Origin of the sequence: Klebsiella sp. HMSC25G12, from assembly GCF_001807705.1 — a bacterium.
Classification (GTDB): Bacteria; Pseudomonadota; Gammaproteobacteria; order Enterobacterales; family Enterobacteriaceae; genus Klebsiella; species Klebsiella variicola.
On record NZ_KV789891.1, the window covers coordinates 112,886 to 134,218 of the forward strand.

20 protein-coding genes are annotated in these 21,333 nt (G+C 56.7%); 10 read left to right on the forward strand and 10 right to left on the reverse strand.

Going from position 1 to position 21,333, the window contains the following annotated elements; translation table 11 throughout:
- Positions 1-252 precede the first annotated feature (252 nt).
- From aroP to HMPREF3096_RS13880, 3 genes are all read left to right on the forward strand, one after another.
- Complete coding sequence (gene aroP, locus HMPREF3096_RS13870; RefSeq protein WP_008807413.1) at positions 253-1,623, forward strand: aromatic amino acid transporter AroP; 1,371 nt, start codon at positions 253-255, stop codon at positions 1,621-1,623.
- Between the two features lie 184 nt (positions 1,624-1,807).
- A complete protein-coding gene (locus HMPREF3096_RS13875; protein WP_008807414.1) occupies positions 1,808-3,214 on the forward strand; it encodes a glycoside-pentoside-hexuronide (GPH):cation symporter in 1,407 nt (468 codons plus the stop codon).
- Positions 3,214-4,164, forward strand: a complete 951-nt coding sequence (locus HMPREF3096_RS13880) for a glycoside hydrolase family 43 protein (RefSeq protein ID WP_022066122.1) — start codon at positions 3,214-3,216, stop codon at positions 4,162-4,164. Before HMPREF3096_RS13875 ends, HMPREF3096_RS13880 begins: the two co-directional genes overlap by 1 nt.
- Before the next feature lie 119 nt (positions 4,165-4,283).
- On the opposite strand, the gene ampE is transcribed toward HMPREF3096_RS13880, so the two are convergent.
- Together ampE and ampD are read right to left on the reverse strand one after the other, a co-directional pair.
- Complete coding sequence (ampE, locus tag HMPREF3096_RS13885; RefSeq protein WP_012542846.1) at positions 4,284-5,138, reverse strand: beta-lactamase regulator AmpE; 855 nt, start codon at positions 5,136-5,138, stop codon at positions 4,284-4,286.
- Positions 5,135-5,698 carry a 1,6-anhydro-N-acetylmuramyl-L-alanine amidase AmpD gene (ampD, locus tag HMPREF3096_RS13890; protein ID WP_008807417.1) on the reverse strand — a complete coding sequence of 188 codons (564 nt, stop codon included), beginning with the start codon at positions 5,696-5,698 and terminating at the stop codon, positions 5,135-5,137. Before ampD ends, ampE begins: the two co-directional genes overlap by 4 nt.
- A gap of 133 nt (positions 5,699-5,831) precedes the next feature.
- On the opposite strand from ampD, the gene nadC reads away from it, so the two are divergent.
- The 4 genes from nadC to hofC all read left to right on the forward strand — a co-directional run bounded on the left by nadC (position 5,832) and on the right by hofC (position 9,929).
- Positions 5,832-6,725: a carboxylating nicotinate-nucleotide diphosphorylase gene (gene nadC, locus HMPREF3096_RS13895; RefSeq protein WP_002888684.1), complete on the forward strand. Its 894-nt coding sequence runs from the start codon at positions 5,832-5,834 to the stop codon at positions 6,723-6,725.
- A 181-nt stretch (positions 6,726-6,906) separates the two neighbouring features.
- Complete coding sequence (gene ppdD / locus HMPREF3096_RS13900; RefSeq protein WP_008807418.1) at positions 6,907-7,338, forward strand: prepilin peptidase-dependent pilin; 432 nt, start codon at positions 6,907-6,909, stop codon at positions 7,336-7,338.
- 10 nt (positions 7,339-7,348) lie between these two features.
- Positions 7,349-8,734, forward strand: coding sequence for a type II secretion system protein GspE (gene gspE, locus HMPREF3096_RS13905; RefSeq protein WP_032731617.1), 1,386 nt, complete (start codon positions 7,349-7,351; stop codon positions 8,732-8,734).
- A complete protein-coding gene (gene hofC / locus HMPREF3096_RS13910) occupies positions 8,724-9,929 on the forward strand; it encodes a protein transport protein HofC (protein WP_032731616.1) in 1,206 nt (401 codons plus the stop codon). The genes gspE and hofC overlap by 11 nt, the downstream gene beginning before the upstream one ends.
- A 36-nt stretch (positions 9,930-9,965) precedes the next feature.
- On the opposite strand, the gene HMPREF3096_RS13915 is transcribed toward hofC, so the two are convergent.
- Entirely contained in the window at positions 9,966-11,009 is a 1,044-nt protein-coding gene (locus tag HMPREF3096_RS13915) for a GMP reductase (RefSeq protein ID WP_022066125.1), read from the reverse strand.
- Between the two features lie 343 nt (positions 11,010-11,352).
- Between HMPREF3096_RS13915 and coaE the strand changes: the two genes are divergently transcribed.
- From coaE to yacG, 3 genes are read left to right on the forward strand one after another with little or no spacing between them, the layout of a single operon-like run.
- On the forward strand, positions 11,353-11,973 hold the full coding sequence (gene coaE, locus HMPREF3096_RS13920; protein WP_008807423.1) for a dephospho-CoA kinase: 621 nt from the start codon (positions 11,353-11,355) through the stop codon (positions 11,971-11,973).
- On the forward strand, positions 11,973-12,716 hold the full coding sequence (gene zapD, locus HMPREF3096_RS13925; protein ID WP_008807424.1) for a cell division protein ZapD: 744 nt from the start codon (positions 11,973-11,975) through the stop codon (positions 12,714-12,716). The genes coaE and zapD overlap by 1 nt, the downstream gene beginning before the upstream one ends.
- Before the next feature lie 9 nt (positions 12,717-12,725).
- Positions 12,726-12,920, forward strand: a complete 195-nt coding sequence (gene yacG, locus HMPREF3096_RS13930) for a DNA gyrase inhibitor YacG (RefSeq protein WP_008807425.1) — start codon at positions 12,726-12,728, stop codon at positions 12,918-12,920.
- A 52-nt stretch (positions 12,921-12,972) separates the two neighbouring features.
- Here the strand turns inward: yacG and mutT are convergent, their stop codons facing one another.
- From mutT to ftsQ, 7 genes are all read right to left on the reverse strand, one after another.
- Positions 12,973-13,365, reverse strand: coding sequence for an 8-oxo-dGTP diphosphatase MutT (gene mutT / locus HMPREF3096_RS13935; RefSeq protein ID WP_008807426.1), 393 nt, complete (start codon positions 13,363-13,365; stop codon positions 12,973-12,975).
- A gap of 57 nt (positions 13,366-13,422) precedes the next feature.
- Complete coding sequence (gene secA / locus HMPREF3096_RS13940) at positions 13,423-16,128, reverse strand: preprotein translocase subunit SecA (RefSeq protein ID WP_012542851.1); 2,706 nt, start codon at positions 16,126-16,128, stop codon at positions 13,423-13,425.
- Positions 16,129-16,190: 62 nt separating this feature from the next.
- Positions 16,191-16,688, reverse strand: coding sequence for a secA translation cis-regulator SecM (gene secM, locus HMPREF3096_RS13945; RefSeq protein ID WP_049245540.1), 498 nt, complete (start codon positions 16,686-16,688; stop codon positions 16,191-16,193).
- A gap of 323 nt (positions 16,689-17,011) precedes the next feature.
- Positions 17,012-17,929: a UDP-3-O-acyl-N-acetylglucosamine deacetylase gene (lpxC, locus tag HMPREF3096_RS13950; RefSeq protein ID WP_002888632.1), complete on the reverse strand. Its 918-nt coding sequence runs from the start codon at positions 17,927-17,929 to the stop codon at positions 17,012-17,014.
- Between the two features lie 100 nt (positions 17,930-18,029).
- Entirely contained in the window at positions 18,030-19,181 is a 1,152-nt protein-coding gene (gene ftsZ, locus HMPREF3096_RS13955; protein WP_002888628.1) for a cell division protein FtsZ, read from the reverse strand.
- A 62-nt stretch (positions 19,182-19,243) separates the two neighbouring features.
- Positions 19,244-20,506 (reverse strand): cell division protein FtsA, encoded by a 1,263-nt coding sequence (gene ftsA, locus HMPREF3096_RS13960; protein WP_004204343.1) that lies wholly within the window; start codon positions 20,504-20,506, stop codon positions 19,244-19,246.
- The gene (gene ftsQ / locus HMPREF3096_RS13965) at positions 20,503-21,333 is read right to left on the reverse strand and encodes a cell division protein FtsQ (RefSeq protein WP_008807429.1); all 831 of its coding nucleotides are present in this window, start codon (positions 21,331-21,333) and stop codon (positions 20,503-20,505) included. The genes ftsA and ftsQ overlap by 4 nt, the downstream gene beginning before the upstream one ends.

Here is a 21,333-nt window from a genome sequence, read left to right on the forward strand (position 1 = left end):
CGCGCTTAACACTATTCTCCCTCAGACGAAAGGCCTTTTTTTGAATTACCACACCGCCTTCCGTAAACAAAACAATACAGAAACGGAAGTCGCTAAATACACAAACACAACAATATGTGCGCGCCATCACTCAGGTAAAAAGTGGGCCACTTCGCCCAAATTTTCGCTGGCTATGCTTTCTGGCAGGGACAGCAGAGAAGCAGCAACCTGACGGATGACGTACACAAAAAATAACCACACACGAGGTTTCATATGGAAGGTCAACAGCACGGCGATCGGCTGAAGCGCGGCCTGAAAAACCGCCACATTCAGCTTATCGCGCTGGGCGGGGCTATCGGCACCGGCCTGTTTCTGGGAAGCGCGTCCGTCATTCAGTCCGCCGGCCCGGGTATCATTCTTGGTTACGCTATCGCCGGCTTTATCGCCTTTCTGATCATGCGTCAGTTGGGTGAGATGGTGGTGGAAGAGCCGGTAGCAGGTTCGTTTAGCCACTTCGCATATAAATACTGGGGCGGCTTTGCCGGCTTCGCTTCCGGCTGGAACTACTGGGTGCTGTATGTCCTGGTGGCCATGGCGGAACTCACCGCCGTCGGCAAATATATCCAGTTCTGGTGGCCGGAAATCCCGACCTGGGCCTCTGCGGCGGTCTTCTTCATCGCTATCAACGCCATTAACCTGACCAACGTGAAAGTGTTCGGGGAAATGGAGTTCTGGTTCGCGATTATCAAAGTGGTCGCCGTGGTGGCGATGATTCTGTTCGGCGGCTGGCTGCTGTTCAGCGGCAACGGCGGCCCGCAGGCGACGGTACGTAACCTGTGGGATCAGGGTGGCTTCCTGCCGCACGGCTTTACCGGACTGGTAATGATGATGGCGATCATCATGTTCTCCTTCGGCGGTCTGGAGCTGGTGGGGATCACCGCGGCGGAAGCGGATAATCCGGAGCAAAGCATTCCGAAAGCCACCAACCAGGTTATCTACCGTATCCTGATCTTCTATGTTGGCTCGCTGGCGGTGCTGCTCTCCCTGCTGCCGTGGACCCGCGTGACCGCGGACACCAGCCCATTCGTCCTGATTTTCCATGAGCTTGGCGATACGCTGGTGGCAAATGCCCTTAACGTCGTGGTGCTGACGGCGGCTCTGTCGGTTTATAACAGCTGCGTCTACTGCAACAGCCGTATGCTGTTCGGCCTTGCCCAGCAGGGTAACGCGCCGAAAGCGCTACTCAGCGTCGACAAACGCGGCGTGCCGGTGAATACCATCCTCGTCTCGGCCCTGGTGACCGCGCTGTGCGTACTGATAAACTACCTGGCGCCGGAATCCGCCTTCGGCCTGTTGATGGCGCTGGTGGTCTCGGCCCTGGTTATCAACTGGGCGATGATCAGCCTGGCGCATATGAAATTCCGTCGCGCCAAACAGCAGCAGGGGGTCACCACTCGCTTCCCTGCCCTCTTCTACCCGCTGGGTAACTGGGTGTGCCTGCTGTTTATGGCGGCAGTGCTGGTGATTATGCTGATGACCCCGGGGATGGCGATTTCCGTTTGGCTGATCCCGGTATGGATTGCGGTGCTGGGCGTGGGCTATCTGTTTAAACAGAAAGCCGCCGCCACCATAAAAGCACAATAATACATCTCATAAATATTTCTCTTTGCTCTGCGCCCCTCCCTGAATAACGGGCGCAGAGCATTGTTATCTGCTTCACACTTTCCCCTCCATAGCTGATATATCCATATCGTTAACGAGTTCCTGCAACGTATTTCCCTCGATAGCAGCCAATAATTCTCTCCATACTGCAACGGAGAGACCGCACATGGCAGACAATAGACTATCAATAAAGGAAAAGATTGGTTACGGGATGGGTGATGCCGGATGCAATATCATATTTGGCGCCATCATGCTGTTTGTTAACTATTTTTATACCGATATCTTCGGCCTGGCGCCGGCGCTGGTCGGCGTACTGCTGTTGTCGGTGCGCGTCATCGATGCGGTGACCGATCCGATTATGGGCGCCCTTGCCGACCGTACCCGCAGTAAATATGGCCGCTTTCGTCCATGGCTACTGTGGATTGCCTTCCCCTACGCCCTGTTCAGCGTGCTGATGTTCACTACTCCTGAGTGGACCTATAACAGCAAAGTTATCTATGCGTTCGTGACCTACTTTCTGCTGTCGGTGACCTATACCGCGATTAACATCCCCTACTGCTCGCTGGGAACGGTGATGACCGCTGATCCGAAAGAACGCGTTGCCTGCCAGTCCTATCGTTTTGTTATGGTGGGTATCGCCACGCTGCTGCTGTCATTGACGCTGCTGCCAATGGCCGACTGGTTCGGCGGCGCCGATAAAGCGAAGGGCTACCAGATGGCGATGACCGTGCTGGCCTTTATCGGCATGTGTATGTTCCTGTTCTGCTTCGCTACCGTGCGTGAACGCATACACCCGGCGGTGCAGACGAATGATGAACTGAAAAAAGACCTCAAAGACGTGTGGAAAAATGACCAGTGGGTGCGCATCCTGCTGCTCACGCTGTGCAACGTCTGCCCGGGCTTTATTCGCATGGCCGCCACCATGTATTACGTCACCTGGGTGATGGGACAAAGCACCCATTTTGCCACCCTGTTTATCAGCCTCGGCGTGGTCGGGATGATGATTGGCAGCATGCTGGCGAAAGTCCTCACCGACCGCTGGTGCAAACTGCAGGTTTTCTTCTGGACCAACATCGTGCTGGCGATTTTCTCCTGCGCCTTCTATTTCTTTAATCCGCACGCCACCACGCTGATTATGGTGCTCTACTTCCTGCTCAACATCCTGCATCAGATCCCCTCTCCGCTGCACTGGTCGCTGATGTCCGACGTTGACGACTATGGCGAGTGGAAAACCGGTAAGCGCATCACCGGCATTAGCTTCTCCGGCAATCTGTTCTTCCTCAAGGTCGGCCTGGCGGTCGCCGGAGCAATGGTAGGTTTCCTGCTGTCATGGTACGGCTACGACGCCGGCGCGAAAGCGCAAAGCGCCTCCGCCCTCAACGGCATCGTGCTCCTATTCTCGGTCATCCCCGGCGTCGGCTATCTGATCACCGCCGGCGTGGTGCGCCTGCTGAAGGTTGACCGCACCCTGATGCGCCAGATTCAAAGCGATTTAGAGAAGCGCCGCAGCAACTACAGCGAGCTGAACGAATACCAGGAACTGAAAACCAGTGAACACGTAAGGAAAGCCTGATGAACAACTGGCCAAACCCCTTTATTGAACAGCGCGCAGACCCCTTTATTCTGCGCCACCTTAATCACTACTACTTTATTGCCTCGGTACCGGAATATGACCGGCTGGAGATCCGGCGCGCGGCCACCCTTGAAGGATTGCGCGATGCTGAGCCGGTAGTGGTCTGGCGCGCGCCGCAAAGCGGGCCGATGAGCCAGCTGATTTGGGCGCCGGAGCTGCATGAAATAGACGGTAAGTGGTATATCTATTTTGCCGCCACCCATACTCACGATCTGGATGCGCTGGGGATGTTCCAGCATCGCATGTTCGTTCTCGAGTGCGCCGACAACGATCCGCTGACCGGTCGCTGGCAGGAAAAAGGCCAGGTGGTCACGCCTTTCGATACCTTCGCCCTCGATGCCACTACTTTTATCCATCAGGGCAAACGCTGGTATCTGTGGGCGCAAAAATCCCCGCATATCGAAGGCAACTCAAACTTATATCTTGCTGAAATGGCCAACCCGTGGACGCTTAAAGGCGAGCCGGTCATGCTGAGCAAGCCGGAGTTCGACTGGGAGTGCCGGGGATTTAAGGTCAACGAAGGTCCTGCGGTGCTGGTGCATGGCGATAAGCTGTTCATCAGCTATTCCGCCAGCGCCACCGATGAAAACTACTGCATGGGGTTACTCTGGATCGATCTGCAGGCCGATCCGCTGCAGCCGACGAACTGGCATAAAGCCCCGCAGCCGGTCTTTCGTACCAGCTATGAAAACCGCCAGTATGGCCCGGGCCATAATAGTTTTACCCAAACGCCGGAAGGGGAAGATGTGCTGGTGTATCACGCGCGGAATTACACCGAGATAGAAGGCGATCCACTGTATGACCCCAATCGCCATACGCGGTTAAAACTCGTCAGCTGGAGGGAGGACGGGATGCCCGACTTCGGCATCCCGCCGGCGGATACGCTGTAGCGGTTCGGAATGAAGCCCGCTGACGCGGTTCTGCAGGCCGGGTCAGGCGAAGCCGCCACCCGGCAACAAGAGTCCCGCAGGTGCATGCATCGTGGCAGGCTGAGCGCGGGCTCAGGCCGTTAAACCAGGGTGCCGTAAATCGTCAGCAGCGCCATGATCACCACCACCACCAGCGAGGTTTTCTTGGCCATCGACACCGCGGCCTTCGGGGTCGCCACTTTATCCACGTGCGGTTCACGAGCCAGGGAATACTGCGCCAGGCGGGTCAATACCTGATACTGCGATGAATGGCGGTCGCCTAACGATGCAAACCACGCCGGGAGCGCTTTCTCTCCATGCCCCACCAGAGCATAGACAACCCCCACCAGACGCACCGGCAGCCAGTCCACGATATGCAAAAGACCATCGATCCCAGACTGCAAACGGTGATGCGGCGTCTGGTAGCGCGCCAGCCACGTCTGCCAGGCGCGCAGTACGCTGTAAGCGATAAGCGTCAGCGGCCCCCACGCGCCCCCCACCACAAACCAGAAAAGCGGCGCCAGGTAATATCGATAGTTAATCCACAGCAGCGCATTTTGCAGCTCACTCAGATATTCACGCTCATCGCAGCCCGGCGGTACGCCGTGGATCAGCGTCAGCTCGCTGGCCATGGCATCGCAGGCGCGACTGTCATTGCGCGACGCCGCTTTCAGATAGGCATGATAATGCAGCCGAACCTTGCCTGCCCCGATGCACAACAGGCCCAGCAAGATCCAGAACACCAGCAGAGGTACGTTAAATAGCTGCCCCTGCAGCAGGCGCTGAATGAGATACACCACCGCGACAGCCACCACCGTCATCAGCAGCGTGCCCAGCAGCGAAAAATGTTTTATCCGGCGGAACACCACCTCCAGCCGATGATCAAGCTGCCAGTGTTCACCCAGCTTAAACAGCCGTTCGGCGATAAGCACCAGCAGCGTCGTAAACAGCGTCATGATGTCTCCTTATCTGACGGCGCACTGAGTAGCGCCCGGAATTTTATCCAGTCAAAGGCCGGTCCTGGATCGGTTTTCCGCACGGGCGCGATATCGCTGTGGCCCGCGATGTTTTCGGCGATAGCCGGGTAAATCGTGATCAGTAGTTCCGTCACCGCCGCCAGCTGCTGGTACTGCGCATCGGTATACGCCAGGGTATCCGTGCCTTCCAGCTCAATGCCAATGGAAAAGTCATTGCAGCGTTCTCGCCCCTGATAGCAGGAGACCCCCGCATGCCACGCACGCTTATCGAAAGGCACATACTGCACGATTTCGCCATCACGGCGAATCAGACAATGTGCCGAAACGCGCAGATGAGCAATCTCGGCAAAGAAAGGATGCGCATGCGGATCCAGGGTGCCAGTGAACAGCGCATCAATCCACGGACCACCAAATTCACCCGGTGGCAGGCTAATGTTATGCACCACCAGTAAGGAAGGGGCTTCTTCATCCGGACGGCAGTCATGGTGCGGCGAGGGAACCCGACGCGCGCCGACCAGCCATCCCTCGTTCAACTGCATGCGGGATCTCCTTTCGCGAACTCATGCTTCCGGGCCACACGCCGGCCCAAAGGATGAAGTGTGTATGGTACTGAAACGTCGTTCAGGTTAGCATGTTTCCCACTTCTGAATCTTATCTATCTGGAGCTTTATCATGTCGCCTCGTCGTTACAACCCCGACCGCCGCCGTGACGTGCTGCTGGAACGTATTAACCTCGATATTACCGATGCTGTCGCACACTCCCTGCGGGAAGATTTGGGCGGCGAAGTCGACGCCAACAACGATATTAGCGCGCAATTATTGCCGCAGGATGCACGCTCCCATGCGGTGGTCATTACCCGCGAAGATGGCGTCTTCTGTGGCAAACGCTGGGTGGAAGAGGTCTTTATTCAGCTCGCCGGTGACGACGTGAATATCACCTGGCACGTGGCCGACGGCGATGCGGTCAAAGCCGACCAGCCGCTGTTCGAGCTGGAAGGCCCGTCGCGTATTCTGCTCACCGGCGAACGCACGGCGCTGAACTTTGTGCAAACTCTCTCCGGCGTCGCCAGCGTCGTCCGTCGCTACGTCGACCTGCTGGCCGGCACCAAAACCCAACTTCTGGATACCCGTAAAACGCTGCCAGGGCTGCGTACCGCGCTGAAATACGCGGTACTCTGCGGCGGCGGCGCCAACCACCGCCTGGGCCTGTTCGACGCTTTCCTGATTAAAGAAAACCATATCATCGCCTCCGGTTCGATCCGTCAGGCGGTGGAAAAGGCGTTCTGGCTACATCCTGATGTGCCGGTGGAAGTGGAAGTGGAAACCCTGGATGAGCTGGAGCAGGCGTTAAAAGCCGGGGCGGACATCATTATGCTCGATAACTTCACCACCGACCTGATGCGCGAGGCGGTGAAAATCACCGCAGGCCAGGCGGCGCTGGAGGTCTCCGGTAACGTCACCTTCGACACCATCCGCGAATTTGCCGACACCGGCGTCGACTATATCTCCGTCGGCGCCCTGACCAAACATGTGCAGGCGCTCGACCTGTCGATGCGTTTTCGCTAAGTAATTGGCCTTCACGCTGCCGGGCGTGAGGGCCTGATTTTGCGAGCCGACTCGCAGCCGTTCATGCCCACCATGTAAGCAAAGTAAAAACCCTGGAATCTGGTTTCCCGGATTGTTTTCGCCTCCTCGCCTGGTATCCCAAATCCCGTCACAGTGCTCCTGTCACAACAAGGAGCGACTTATGGATAAACAACGTGGTTTCACCCTGATTGAACTGATGGTGGTCATTGGGATCATCGCTATTCTCAGTGCCATTGGCATCCCGGCCTACCAGAACTACCTGCGTAAAGCCGCCCTCACCGACCTGCTGCAGACCTTTGTCCCTTACCGGACGGCCATCGAACTTTGCGCGCTCGATCATGGCGGCCTGACGGTATGTGACGGCGGCAGCAACGGCATTCCCTCGCCGACAACCACTCGCTACCTCTCCGCCATGAGCGTGGCCAAAGGGGTCGTCACCCTCACCGGCCAGGAAAGCCTGAACGGACTGGGCGTCACCCTGACGCCGACCTGGGATAACGCCGAGGGCGTCACTGGCTGGCAGCGCGTCTGCACTATCACCGGCAACAGCGCCCTTCAGCAGGCCTGCGAAGACGTCTTCCGGGTGAAGTAAGGGCAAACACATGAAAACAGAACAGCTGATCCCTCTCTGTCGCCGCTATCACGCCATGTTACTGCATAGCGACGAGCAGACAATAGCCATTGCGGTGGTCGATACCCCACCGGCGGAGCTGATGGAGGCGCTGCGCTTCGCGACGCAAAAGCGAATCGATATTGAATGCTGGAGCCAGGAACAGATGGACAAGCGTCTGCAGGCCCAGGAAAAGCAGGCGCAACTGGCGCAAAACGCGGGGCCAGAGAATATCGCCGAACGGGTCAACCAGATCCTCGAACAGGCTCTGCGTCAGCGGGCGTCCGATATTCATATCGAACCCACGGAAACGCATTTACGCATCCGCCTGCGGGTCGATGGCGTCCTCCATGCCCTGCCGTTGCTGGCCCCCGAGCTGGCGGCACCGGTTATCGCGCGACTCAAGGTCATGGCCAGTCTCGATATCGCCGAGCATCGTTTACCACAGGATGGTCAGTTCGCGCTGAACCTCGGCGGACGACCGCTCTCCTTTCGCATCGCCACTCTACCCTGCCGCTATGGCGAAAAAATTGTCCTGCGTCTTCTGCATCAGGTTGACCAGGCCCTGGATCTGGAGGCCCTCGGACTCTCCTCGTCCCAGCTGGCGGCTTTTCGCCAGGCGCTTAATCAGCCGCAGGGTCTACTGCTGGTCACCGGCCCGACCGGAAGCGGTAAAACGGTGACCCTCTACAGCGCCCTGCAGGCCAGAAACCGGGAGCAAGTGAACATCTGTAGCGTCGAGGATCCGCTGGAGATCCCCATCGCCGGGATGAATCAGACGCAAATTAATCCGCGTTCCGGGCTCACCTTTCACAGCGTACTCCGCGCCCTGTTACGCCAGGATCCGGATATTGTCATGGTAGGCGAGATTCGTGACGCCGAGACCGCTGAAATAGCCCTGAAAGCCGCCCAGACCGGCCATCTGGTGCTTTCCACCCTGCACACCAACTCCACCAGCGAAACCCTCACCCGCCTGCAGCAGATGGGCATCGCCCGCTGGATGATATCTTCAGCGCTCTCGCTGGTTATCGCCCAGCGCCTGGTCCGCAAGCTGTGCCCCCACTGTCGGCGCAATGTCGGTAGCGCCGCCGACCTGCCGCACAGCCTGTGGCCACGCCCGCTGCCGCGCTGGCAGGCGGCTGGCTGCGATCACTGTTATCACGGTTATCACGGCAGGCTGGCGCTGTTTGAGGTCATGCCTGTCACCCCCGGGTTACGCCAGGGAATAGTCCAGGAGCTGAATGCCATTGAAATTGAATCTCTGGCGCGAGCCGCGGGGATGATGACGCTTTTTGAAAGCGGTTGTCAGGCTATCGAACAGGGGCTGACCAGCCTTGAAGAGGTGGTGCGGGTGCTGGGGATCCCCCATGGCGACTAAGCGTCTCTGGCGCTGGCGCGGTATCGATGCGCACGGCGCCCCTTGCCAGGGGATGCTATGGCAAGCCAGTCGTCTGGAGGTGCTGCACGACCTTCAGCAGCAGCGCGTCATGCCGCTGGCCGTGCGCCGCTGTGCAGTGAAGCTGAATCTCTGGCACCCACGCTACAGTAGCGAAACGATCCGTCAGCTCGCCACCCTGCTGCAGGCCGGCCTGCCGCTGGCGGACGGTTTAACTCTGCTGGCGCAGCAGCAACCACACCCGCAATGGCAAGCGCTGCTTGAGTCCCTGGGCCGCGAGCTGGCTCAGGGCGTAGCTTTCTCTACCGCGCTGGCGCAGTGGCCGCAAGCCTTTCCGCCACTTTATCTGGCGATGATTAGTACCGGCGAACTGACAGGCAAGCTTGATATCTGCTGCCTGCAGCTGGCCAACCAACAGCAGGAGCAGCAGCGGCTCGCAGGCAAGGTCAAAAAAGCGCTGCGTTACCCGCTGATTGTGCTCGCCCTGGCGCTGCTGGTGGTGCTGGGGATGCTCTATTTTGTCCTGCCCGAGTTCACCGCCATCTACCAGACGTTCAGTACGCCGCTGCCGCTGTTGACGCGGATGGTCGTTGCGGCAGGCGACATGCTAAGTCGCGGCTGGCCTCTACTGCTGGCCCTTTTCCTGAGCCCGCTGCTGCTCAACCAGCTGGTCCGGCGGCGTAGCGACTGGTTGCTGCGTCGCCAGCGATTGCTGAACGCGCTCCCTCTCATCGGCCCCCTGATCGGCGGCCAACAGCTGAGCCTGATCTTTACCATCCTGGCGTTAACCCAAAGCGCCGGTATTAGCTTTCTGCAGGGTTTGCAAAGTGTTGAAGCAACTCTGTCGTGCCCACTCTGGCGCCAGCGCCTGGCGCAAGCCCGTACGCTGATAGCCCAGGGGGAACCGATTTGGCAGGCGTTAAGCCGGTGCGGCGGTTTTACTCCGCTGTGCCTGCAGCTCATCCGTACGGGTGAAAGCGCGGGGGCGCTGGATCAAATGCTGGAAAATCTGGCGCACCATCATCGAGAGCAAACGCATCAGCGAGCCGACAGTCTGGCTGCGCATCTCGAACCCATCATGCTGGTGATAACCGGTTCACTGGTCGGCATTCTGGTGGTGGCGATGTATTTGCCCGTTTTTCATCTGGGCGATGCCATTGGCGGGGCGGGAGGGTGAGAAACGCTGGCGCAGCACAGGCGCCAGCGAAGCCACTTACAGGCTATTGAATATCCGGTTCTCTTGTTCCTGAACGCGGATAAAGGTCGTCCGTTTGGTCAGCTCTTTCAGACGCGACGCGCCAACATAGGTGCAGGCTGAACGCAGGCCGCCAAGGATATCGCGAGCAGTATTATCCACCGGGCCACGCAGCGGTAGCTTAACGGTTTTACCTTCCGCCGCGCGGTATTTCGCGACACCGCCAACATGGCGCGTCATCGCCGACTCGGAGCTCATGCCATAGAACAGCATGAATTTTTCCCCGTTCTCTTCAACGATGGTTCCGCCGCTCTCTTCATGGCCCGCCAGCATGCCGCCGAGCATCACGAAATCGGCGCCGCCGCCGAAAGCTTTCGCCACATCACCCGGCATGGTGCATCCGCCGTCGCTGATGATCTGGCCGCCCAGGCCGTGCGCCGCATCAGCGCACTCGATCACGGCGGAGAGCTGCGGATAGCCGACGCCAGTTTTGACGCGGGTAGTGCAGACGGAACCCGGGCCAATCCCGACTTTCACAATATCGGCGCCGGAGAGGATCAGCTCTTCGCACATTTCACCAGTGACCACGTTTCCGGCGATAATGGTTTTCTGCGGCCAGGCTTCACGAGCTTTCGCCACAAACTGCACGAAGTGCTCAGAGTAGCCGTTAGCCACGTCGATGCACACAAATTTCAGTTGCGGATTCTGAGAGAGGATCTGTTGCGTCTTTTCGAAATCCGCATCGGAAGTGCCGGTGGAAACCATCACATGCTTGAGGACATCTGCGGATGCGCCCTGTACAAACGCCTGCCATTCCTCAACGGTGTAGTGCTTGTGTACCGCGGTCAGAATACCAAAAGTGGCCAGTGCTTGCGCCATACTGAAGGTGCCGACGGTATCCATGTTGGCCGCAATAATTGGCACACCGGACCAGGTCTGGCCTGAATGTTTGAAAGTGAATTCACGTTCCAGCTCAACATCAGAACGGCTTTTGAGAGTAGAGCGTTTCGGGCGGATAAGAACGTCTTTGAAACCAAGCTTCAGATCTTCTTCAATACGCATGTGCGAATTCCTGGGGTTAATTGCATTATTGTGAGAGCACAACTCCAGTGACGTTATCATACGCACGAATCAGGCCTGCGCAAGACTGCGATTTTCACTTTTTTTACGCTACAATCGTATAAATTTACCTGGTGAATGGAGAAAAAAGCGCTTATGCCTTTCCTCGCCAGCGTATTATTTTTAACCATTTGATTTGCTTGATTAAAAGAAACAGAATAGCGGGCGGCGATCCCGGTTGGCACGTGACTATCACGACATGATCACTATCACCTCTCCGACGTGCGGCCAGTCATCGCTGTCTGAATGCAAAAAATACGAGCAATCCGTTTCAGGGTCAGAAGATATGGGGTACACAGTCGCGTTAACAGGTGGGATCGGCAGCGGTAAAAGCACGGTCGCAGACGCCTTCGCGCAGCTCGGGGTTAACGTTGTTGATGCCGATGTTATCGCCCGCCAGGTGGTCGAACCTGGCACCCCAGCGCTCCAGGCCATCGCCGGCCACTTTGGGTCGCAGATGATTGCCCCCGACGGCACGCTGAACCGCCGCCTGCTGCGGGAAAAAATTTTTGCTCACGTGGAGGATAAAGCCTGGCTTAACGCGCTGTTGCATCCGCTGATCCAGCAGGAAACGCGCCGCCAGATGCAGGCTGCTACCTCCCCTTATCTCCTCTGGGTCGTACCTTTGCTGGTCGAAAACCGCCTGTCCGGTCAGGCCGATCGCGTACTGGTCGTCGATGTGCCAAAAGAAACGCAGATCGAACGCACCATGCTGCGTGACAAGGTCAGCCGCGAACATGCTGAACATATTCTTGCCGCTCAGGCCACGCGCGAGCAGCGCCTGGCCGTCGCGGACGATGTTATTGAAAACACTGGCACGCCGGATGCAGTGGCATCGGATGTTGCCCGCCTGCACGAAAAGTATTTAATGCTGGCATCGCAGGCCGCCTCACAGGAAAACTCGTAATGCATACCCCCGTTCTGTTTGAACATCCTCTTAATGAGAAAATGCGTACCTGGCTGCGCATCGAATTTCTGATCCAGCAAATGGCTTTCCATCCGATGATTGCCACTCATGCCGATGCGCTCCATTTTTTCCGTAACGCCGGCGATCTGTTGGATGTGCTGGAGCGTGGCGAGGTGCGTACCGACCTGGTTAAAGAACTGGAGCGCCAGCAGCGCAAGCTCCAGTCCTGGGCAGAAGTACCGGGCGTCGATCAGGAGCGCATTAACGAACTGCGCCAGCAGCTGAAGCAATCCTCCAGCACCCTGATGGCCGCGCCGCGTATTGGCCAGTTTCTGCGTGAAGATCGCCTGATTGCGCTGGTGCGTCAGCGCCTGAGTATTCCAGGCGGCTGCTGCAGCTTCGATTTACCGACCCTGCATATCTGGCTCCATATGCCACAGGCGCATCGGGACGAGCAGGTGGCCAGCTGGCTCGCCAGCCTCGATCCGCTGATCCAGTCCCTGAACCTGATCCTCGACCTGATCCGTAACTCTGCGCTGTTTCGCAAACAGACCAGCCTCAACGGCTTTTACCAGGATAATGGCGAAGATGCCGATCTGCTACGTCTGCGTCTCGATCTGGCTCACCAGCTGTATCCGCAGATCTCCGGCCATAAGAGCCGTTTCGCTATCCGTTTCCTGCCGCTGGACAGTGAGTATGGGATCGTGCCGGAGCGCTTTGATTTTGAACTGGCCTGCTGCTAAGGAGATAACATGTCTGAAGAGACCATCGTCAACTGCCCGACCTGCGGAAAAAACGTGGTGTGGGGCGAGCAGAGTCCCTTTCGTCCATTCTGCAGCAAGCGCTGTCAGCTGATCGATCTGGGAGAATGGGCCGCAGAAGAGAAACGCATCCCCAGTGCGGGCGATCTCTCCGACAGCGATGACTGGAGCGAGCAGCAGCCCTGATTTACCGGCACGCTAACCCGATAATTATCGGGTTAGCGTTGTAGCCTGACGCTCAGCCCAGGCCGATAAGTTTGTTGATAACCGGTTCATTCGCCGGGGGGAACGCCTCTGGATCCAGTGTCTGACCCGCCATCCACCGTCCCGGTTGCCCTTCTTTACCCCATGGCTCGCCTTGCCATCTTTCCACAAGGAAAAACCACAGCGTTATATGGCGGTCAGGGAACTGATACTCCAGCTTATCAAATAGCGTTGCAGACCTTACCGTAATTCCAACCTCTTCCTGCAGCTCGCGAATTAGCGCCTGCTCCGGCGTCTCATCAGATTCAATCTTCCCGCCCGGGAACTCCAGCTTATTCGCCATATGGGCATCAGCGGCGCGCTGGGTAATAAAGATTTCGCCTTGCGGATTGCGAATTATCCCGACGGCGATTTGCAGTTTTTTCATTGAATCAGCTCCATAAAAAAGGCGCAGAACTCTGCGCCTTTGTTTTTTTATCAGGCCTTAGCTCAGACGGCCGTGGCACTGTTTATATTTTTTACCGGAACCGCACGGACAGGGATCGTTACGCCCCACTTTACGCTCGCCGGTTTGTGCCGCCAGATCCTCGGCAGCGGCCTCATCATCGCTCTGATGGCTGAGCTGCTGCATCTGCGCCAGGCGCTCGGCTTCTTCACGACGCTGTTGCTCCATCGCTTCGACTTCTTCCGGCATACGCACCTGGACTTTGCTCAGGGTGCTAATCACTTCATACTTCAGTGACTCCAGCATCGCAGCAAACATAGAGAACGATTCGCGCTTGTACTCCTGCTTCGGATCTTTCTGCGCATAGCCACGCAGATGGATACCCTGACGCAGATAGTCCATCGCTGCCAGGTGCTCTTTCCACAGGGAGTCCAGGGTCTGCAGCATCACACCTTTCTCAAAGTGACGCATCATCTCGGCACCGACCACTTCTTCTTTACGCTGGTAGGTTTCTACCGCGCTCTGCAGAATACGTTCACGCAGGGTCTCTTCATGCAGCTCCGGCTCTTTATCCAGCCACTCTTTGATCGGCAGCTCGAGGTCGAAGTCGTTTTTCAGACGCTCCTGCAGGCCTTCAATATCCCACATCTCTTCCAGCGACTGCGGCGGAATATGCGCATCGATAGTCGCTTTAAAGACGTCTTCGCGGATGCTGTTGATGGTTTCGCTGACATCAGACACGTCCAGCAGTTCGTTACGCTGAGTGTAGATCGCGCGGCGCTGGTCGTTAGCCACATCATCATATTCCAGCAGCTGCTTACGAATATCAAAGTTACGGCTTTCCACTTTACGCTGGGCGTTGGCGATAGCCTTAGTCACCCATGGGTGCTCGATGGCTTCACCCGGTTTCATCCCCAGTTTGCGCATCATGCCGGACACACGATCGGAGGCGAAGATACGCATCAGGGCATCTTCCATCGACAGGTAGAAGCGGGAAGAACCGGCATCACCCTGACGACCCGCACGGCCACGCAGCTGGTTATCGATACGGCGTGATTCATGACGCTCAGTACCGATAATGTGTAGACCGCCTGCGGCCAGAACCGCATCATGGCGCACCTGCCAGTCCGCTTTGATTTTTTCAATCTGTTCCGCCGTCGGATTTTCCAGCGCGGCGACTTCCGCCTGCCAGCTACCGCCGAGCATAATATCGGTACCACGACCCGCCATGTTGGTGGCAATGGTCACCGCTGCCGGATAACCCGCCTGGGCGACGATATCCGCTTCGCTGGCGTGGAACTTGGCGTTCAGTACGTTGTGCTTGATGCCGGCTTTGGTCAGCTCGCGCGAAACTACTTCGGATTTTTCGATCGAGATAGTCCCCACCAGCACCGGCTGGCCGGCAGCGGTGCGGGTTTTAATATCTTCGATAATCGCCTGAATTTTTTCCGCTTCGGTCATATAGACCAGATCCGCCATGTCCTTACGGATCATCGGACGGTTGGTCGGCACGACAACGGTATCCAGCTTATAGATAGAGCTGAATTCGAAGGCTTCGGTATCCGCTGTACCGGTCATCCCCGCCAGTTTCTCGTACAGGCGGAAGTAGTTCTGGAAGGTGATAGAGGCCAGAGTCTGGTTTTCGTTCTGGATCTCCACGCCTTCTTTGGCTTCCACCGCCTGGTGCAGACCATCGGACCAACGGCGGCCTTGCATCGTACGGCCAGTGTGCTCATCGACGATGATAACTTCGCCATCTTTAACGATGTAGTCAACGTCGCGGGTGAACAACGCATGGGCGCGCAGCGCGGCGGTCACATGGTGCATCAGCATGATGTTGGTCGGGGAGTACAGCGACTCACCTTCTTCCATAATGCCTTCCTGCACCAGCAGCTCTTCGATGAGCACCAGACCGCGTTCGGTCAGGTTAACCTGGCGGGCTTTCTCATCAACAGAGAAGTGGCCTTCACCGGTAAAGGTATCCGAATCCTCTTTTTCCTGACGGATCAGGTGCGGGATGATTTTGTTTACCTTACGGTACATTTCAGAGCTGTCTTCCGCCGGACCGGAAATGATCAGCGGGGTACGCGCTTCGTCGATCAGGATGGAGTCCACCTCATCCACCAGCGCATAGTGCAGTTTACGTTGAACGCGCTCTTCCGGGCTGAAGGCCATGTTGTCGCGCAGATAGTCGAAGCCGTATTCGTTGTTGGTGCCGTAGGTAATATCGGCAGCGTAGGCTTCACGCTTCGCCGGCGCCGGCAGACCGGACATATTGATGCCCACGCTCATACCAAGGAATTCGAACAGCGGACGGTTGTTTTCGGCGTCACGCTGCGCCAGATAGTCGTTGACGGTCACCACGTGGACGCCTTTACCGGTCAGCGCGTTGAGGTACGCCGGCAGGGTCGCGGTCAGCGTTTTACCTTCACCAGTACGCATCTCGGCGATGCAGCGATCGTTAAGCACCATACCGCCCAGCAGCTGGACGTCGAAGTGGCGCATGCCGAACACACGCTTACTGGCTTCGCGAACGACGGCAAAGGCTTCCGGGATCAGGTTTTCCAGCACTTCGCCTTTTTCCAGGCGCGCGCGGAATTCAGCAGTTTTCGCTTTCAGCTCGTCATCAGAGAGTTTTTCCATCGCCGGTTCCATACCGTTGATGATATTGACAACTTTGCGCATACGACGCAGCGTACGGTCGTTACGGCTGCCGAAAACCTTAGTTAACATTTTAATAAGCATAATAAAATCTCAAACGCCCCGCGGTGCGGAGTCACAAAAAATAGGATGGTCCGTGGTTATTTTCAGCTGAGACGTTGAGGTCCTGCGCGGATCCCCGCCACCTGGCTAATCCAGGCGCTCACGCGGAAGGCAGAATATGAGGAAGAGATGTAAGCCACCTGGCGGATCACCACCGGCGGCGTGCTGTCCTGGGTCAGCAGCGCGCTGAGCGTATCAAGCAGCGCCAGATGTTGGGCCTGCAGCGGGGAAGTTTCTTCCGCCACCGGCAATGCCTGTGGCGCCATCGCGAAGGAGAGATGACGAATAACGGTGCGAATGGCGTGCTGATGCCAGTAGTCGACGGTAAAGTTCGGCCGACGATTACTCTCCAGCAGCGCCAGCTGAGAGAAGTTAACTTTGCTCGGATTATGGTTGCTGGACGTTGCCTTCGCCGGCGTCGCAGTTTCGTGGCTGTTGCTAAGCGCGGGCAGGCCGAAGCTGGCCGCGACCATCCCCAACAGGAGATGCGGCCAAAAATACCGTCTGCCAAACTGTCGCCAGCGCGTCAGCAATCCACTCACTTTCATTACCTTTCGTTGGTATACCCGTCGTCGTTCAGGCCGCCTCTTAATTAGCGTTTTTTGCAGGACACCCTGACATCCACGGGGTAAAGCAACCCGGAGAAATAATTTTGCGCTCAAATACTAACATTATTACCGCGCTGAGGCAGCATGAATGAAGGCGATTGCCCGGGGAAAACGCTTAATAAAACAGCGAACGCGCGCTAATTATTGCCCGACAATCACTGCGAAAAATAACTGGAAGGGGTTATAAAAGAAAAACGACTGGTTCCCTGGTCGGAGAGAGTACCAGGTTACCAGTCGAATTTACTGAATGGTCAGGCTTACGCCAGAACCATCGACGGTGCGCGGAACGCCATAGGCAGTTTTGCGTCGTCTTCGAAGGTCACATACTCCCAGGCTTCCTGTTTTGCCAGGACCGCCTGCAGCAGTTTGTTATTCAACGCGTGACCCGATTTGTACGCCGTGAATGCGCCGATAATGTTGTGACCACACATAAACAGGTCACCGATCGCATCCAGCATTTTGTGGCGAACAAATTCGTCTTCAAAGCGCAGACCGTCTTCGTTCAGTACGCGATAATCGTCAACAACGATGGCACAATCGAAGCTGCCGCCCAGGCACAGGCCGCGGGACTGCAGATATTCGATATCGCGCATAAAACCGAAGGTACGCGCACGGCTAATCTGACGCATGAACGCATCGGCCGAGAAGTTCAGCGTATAGCGCTGGGTGCTGGCATCAATCGCCGGATGGTTAAAATCGATGGTGAAATCCAGCGAAAAACCATTGTACGGTTTGAATTCAGCCCATTTGTCGCCATCTTCGACGCGAACCGTCTCTTTGATACGAACAAATTTCTTGGCGCAGTTCAGTTCATCGATGCCGGCGTCCAGCAACAGATAAACGAACGGAGCCGCACTGCCGTCCATAATCGGGATTTCCGGCGCATCGACTTCAACAATAATGTTGTCGATACCCAGGCCAGCCAATGCGGCGTTCAGGTGTTCAACCGTAGAAATCCGCACGTCATGCTCATTAACCAGGCAAGTACAGAGCATGGTATCACGCACAGATTTGGCATCAGCCGGAAAATCTACCGGTGGATTCAAGTCGGTGCGACGATAGATGACCCCGGTATTTGCCGGCGCAGGGCGTAACGTCAGTGTGACTTTCTTGCCGGTATGCAAACCGACACCAGTCGCCTGAACGATACGTTTAAGAGTCCTTTGTTTGATCATCGTATAATCTCGCCAATTTACCTATCCAACCGAAGTGTACACCACTATCGGGAGGCCAGTTTAGCACAAAGAGCGCAGATGCCCAACTTCCAGTCGATTCTTAATCGGCTTGCTTACGCAGGAAGGCTGGGATATCCAGATAATCCGGCTCTTTCGCGGTTTGCGGCGTATTGTCGTTCACCACTTTTGCTGCCGGCTTCTGCTCTTGCGTCAGCGGCGACATACCGTGCTGCTGGTAGCGATCCATCACCGGCTGCTGAACCTGTTTGTTGGTCACCAGGGTAATTTCCGGACGCTTGTCCATGCCGATACCAGTCGCCACCACGGTCACGCGCAGCTCGTCGTTCATATCCGGGTCCAGAGAAGTACCGATAACCACGGTCGCGTTATCCGACGCAAAGGCACGGATGGTGTTACCCACGGTTTCGAACTCATCCAGACGCAGGTCGAAGCCCGCAGTGATGTTAACCAGTACGCCGCGCGCGCCGGACAGGTCGATATCTTCCAGCAGCGGAGAAGAGATAGCCATTTCAGCCGCTTCTTCCGCACGGTCTTCACCACTCGCCACGCCGGAGCCCATCATCGCGTAGCCCATTTCTGACATCACGGTACGGACGTCCGCGAAGTCGACGTTCATCAGGCCCGGACGCGTAATCAGTTCGGCGATACCCTGCACCGCGCCTTTCAGTACATCGTTTGCCGCGCCGAACGCGTCGAGCAGAGAAATACCACGGCCGAGTACTTTCAGCAGCTTGTCGTTCGGGATGGTGATCAGTGAGTCAACGTGCTTGGACAGTTCGGTGATCCCCTGCTCAGCAAACGCCATGCGCTTCTTGCCTTCGAAATTAAACGGCTTCGTGACCACCGCAACGGTGAGGATACCCAGATCCTTCGCCACTTCCGCAACCACTGGCGCCGCACCGGTACCGGTACCGCCGCCCATACCTGCCGCGATGAACACCATGTCTGCGCCATCAAGGGCCGCACGCAGCGCTTCGCGGTCTTCGTCCGCCGCATTGCGGCCGACTTCCGGGTTCGCGCCCGCACCCAGACCTTTGGTAATACCGCTACCGATCTGGATAGTCTGGCCAACAGCCGTTTTACGCAGCGCCTGCGCATCGGTGTTCACCGCGAAGAATTCAACACCCTCAATGCGCTCGCGCACCATGTGTTCAACGGCGTTACCGCCGCCGCCACCGACGCCGATGACTTTAATCACCGCGTCGTTGGTCAGTTCCATAGGTTCAAACATAGTTTCTCTCCGTCTTGTGCCTGTCGCCTGAGAACGCTAATTGTCTGCGTTCTCTTAAAAAATTAAAACTCTTTTCGCAGCCAGCTGTTGAGTCGTTTAATCCACGAGCCCACTGACGCCGTCACGCGTTTTTCGACTTCCGCTTCACCACTCAAATGTGACTCTTTGCCGTAGTGCAGCAGCCCAACCGCCGTCGAATAATACGGCTCCTGGGCGTAATCCGTTAAACCAGTAATGTTCAGCGGCGCGCCAATACGCACCTGGGTATGGAATACCCGCTGCGCGCAGGCCGCCAGGCCTTCAATTTGCGCCGCGCCGCCGGTTAACACAATCCCTGCCGCCAGATGATGTTTGACACCCTGCTGGCGGAGCTGTTCCTGCAGCTGCAGGATCTCTTCGTTGACCAGATTAAGCAGCTCGGTATAGCGCGGTTCAATCACCTCTGCCAGCGTCTGACGCTGCAGGCTGCGCGGCGGACGTCCGCCTACGCTCGGGACTTCGACGTTTTCGTCTTTACCGACGATGGAACCTAATGCGCAACCGTGACGAACCTTAATCGCTTCGGCATCGCTCGGCGGCGTACCAAAGGCATAGGCGATATCGCTGGTCACCACGTTCCCGGCGTACGGGATCACTTTGGTGTGACGCAATGCGCCGCCGGTGTAGACGGCGATATCCATTGTACCACCGCCGATGTCCACGACGCAGACGCCCAGCTCACGTTCATCTTCTGTTAATACCGAATAACTGGCCGCTAACCCGGCGAAAATAAGTTGGTCAACTTTCAGACCGCAACGTTCCACCGCTTTAACAATGTTTTTCGCCATATCGTTATGGCAGGTAATCAGATGCACCTTCGCCTGCATACGCACGCCGGACAGCCCTACCGGGTTTTTAATCCCTTCCTGGTAGTCGATGGCATATTCCTGCGGAATCACGTGCAGGACGCGATGTTCATCGCGGACGCGAACCGACTTCGCGGTGTGGACCACGTTCTCAACGTCATCCAGCGTCACTTCTTCTTCCGAAATCGGTACCATCCCGATTTCATTCTGACAGCTTATATGTTTACCCGAAAGTGCCAAATAAACTGATGAAATCTGGCAATCCGCCATCAGTTCGGCCTGGTCGATGGCGCGCTGTACGCATTTCACCACCGACTCGAGGTCGTTCACACCGCCTTTATCCATACCACGTGATGGGCAACTGCCCACGCCGATGATATTAATCATGCCGTCGGGCAGAACTTCCCCTACTAAAGCGGCCACCTTAGCGGTGCCAATCTCCAGTCCAACTACCAGTTTTCTGTCCGTCGCCTTGATCATTGTTGTTCTGCCTGTGCCTGATTCTGTTGTTGATTAGTTTCCTCTACGGGAGCAGGTACCCAGCCCACTGCCGCACCCGAGTCATAACGCAAATCAACGTAGCTAATCCGTTTGCCGTCGGTCTGCGCCTGCTGCTGGAGAACCGGGTAGAGTTCCATAAAGCGCTGAAGCCGTTTCATGGTATCGCCACGGCCAAGGTTGAGCTTAATGTCATTATTAAGCGTCAACTGCCAGGAGCGACGGGCGGTCATCGCCGCCACTTTCAACGTGAATTTATCCTTTGCCAGCACCTGCCCCATGTCACGATACCCTTGCAGCACTTCGTTCTCACTGCCTTCCGGGCCGTATAACATCGGTAAATTCTGTTTGCTGGTGCGATCCGCCGGTACGCTGAAGGCATTTCCTTCTGCATCCACCATATGTTGATCATTCCAGCGCGCAATCGGCACATATTCAACCAGATGAATCTTCAATTCATCGGGCCACTGCTTACGGACGCTCGCCTGCTTAATCCACGGCAAGCGTTCAATTTGACTCTGAATAATGTTCACATCCTGAGTCATGAAAGTACCCGGTGAACCCAACGCCAGAATCGCCTGGCGGATGTCATCATTGCGCGTATAGTGACGCTCGCCGGTCACCACCATCTTCGACAGCGGCAAGCGCTGCGCATCTTCCATCCAGCCAAGAACCATCCACCCGCTGACCAGCACGGTAAACAGCACCGCCAGCAGGAAAACGATCCCTGCCAGCCGCGTTCCATTACTCCGACGCGAAGAAGAAACGTCCTCTTCATGGTTCCGCGTATTCAGCGCAGCCTGCGACAT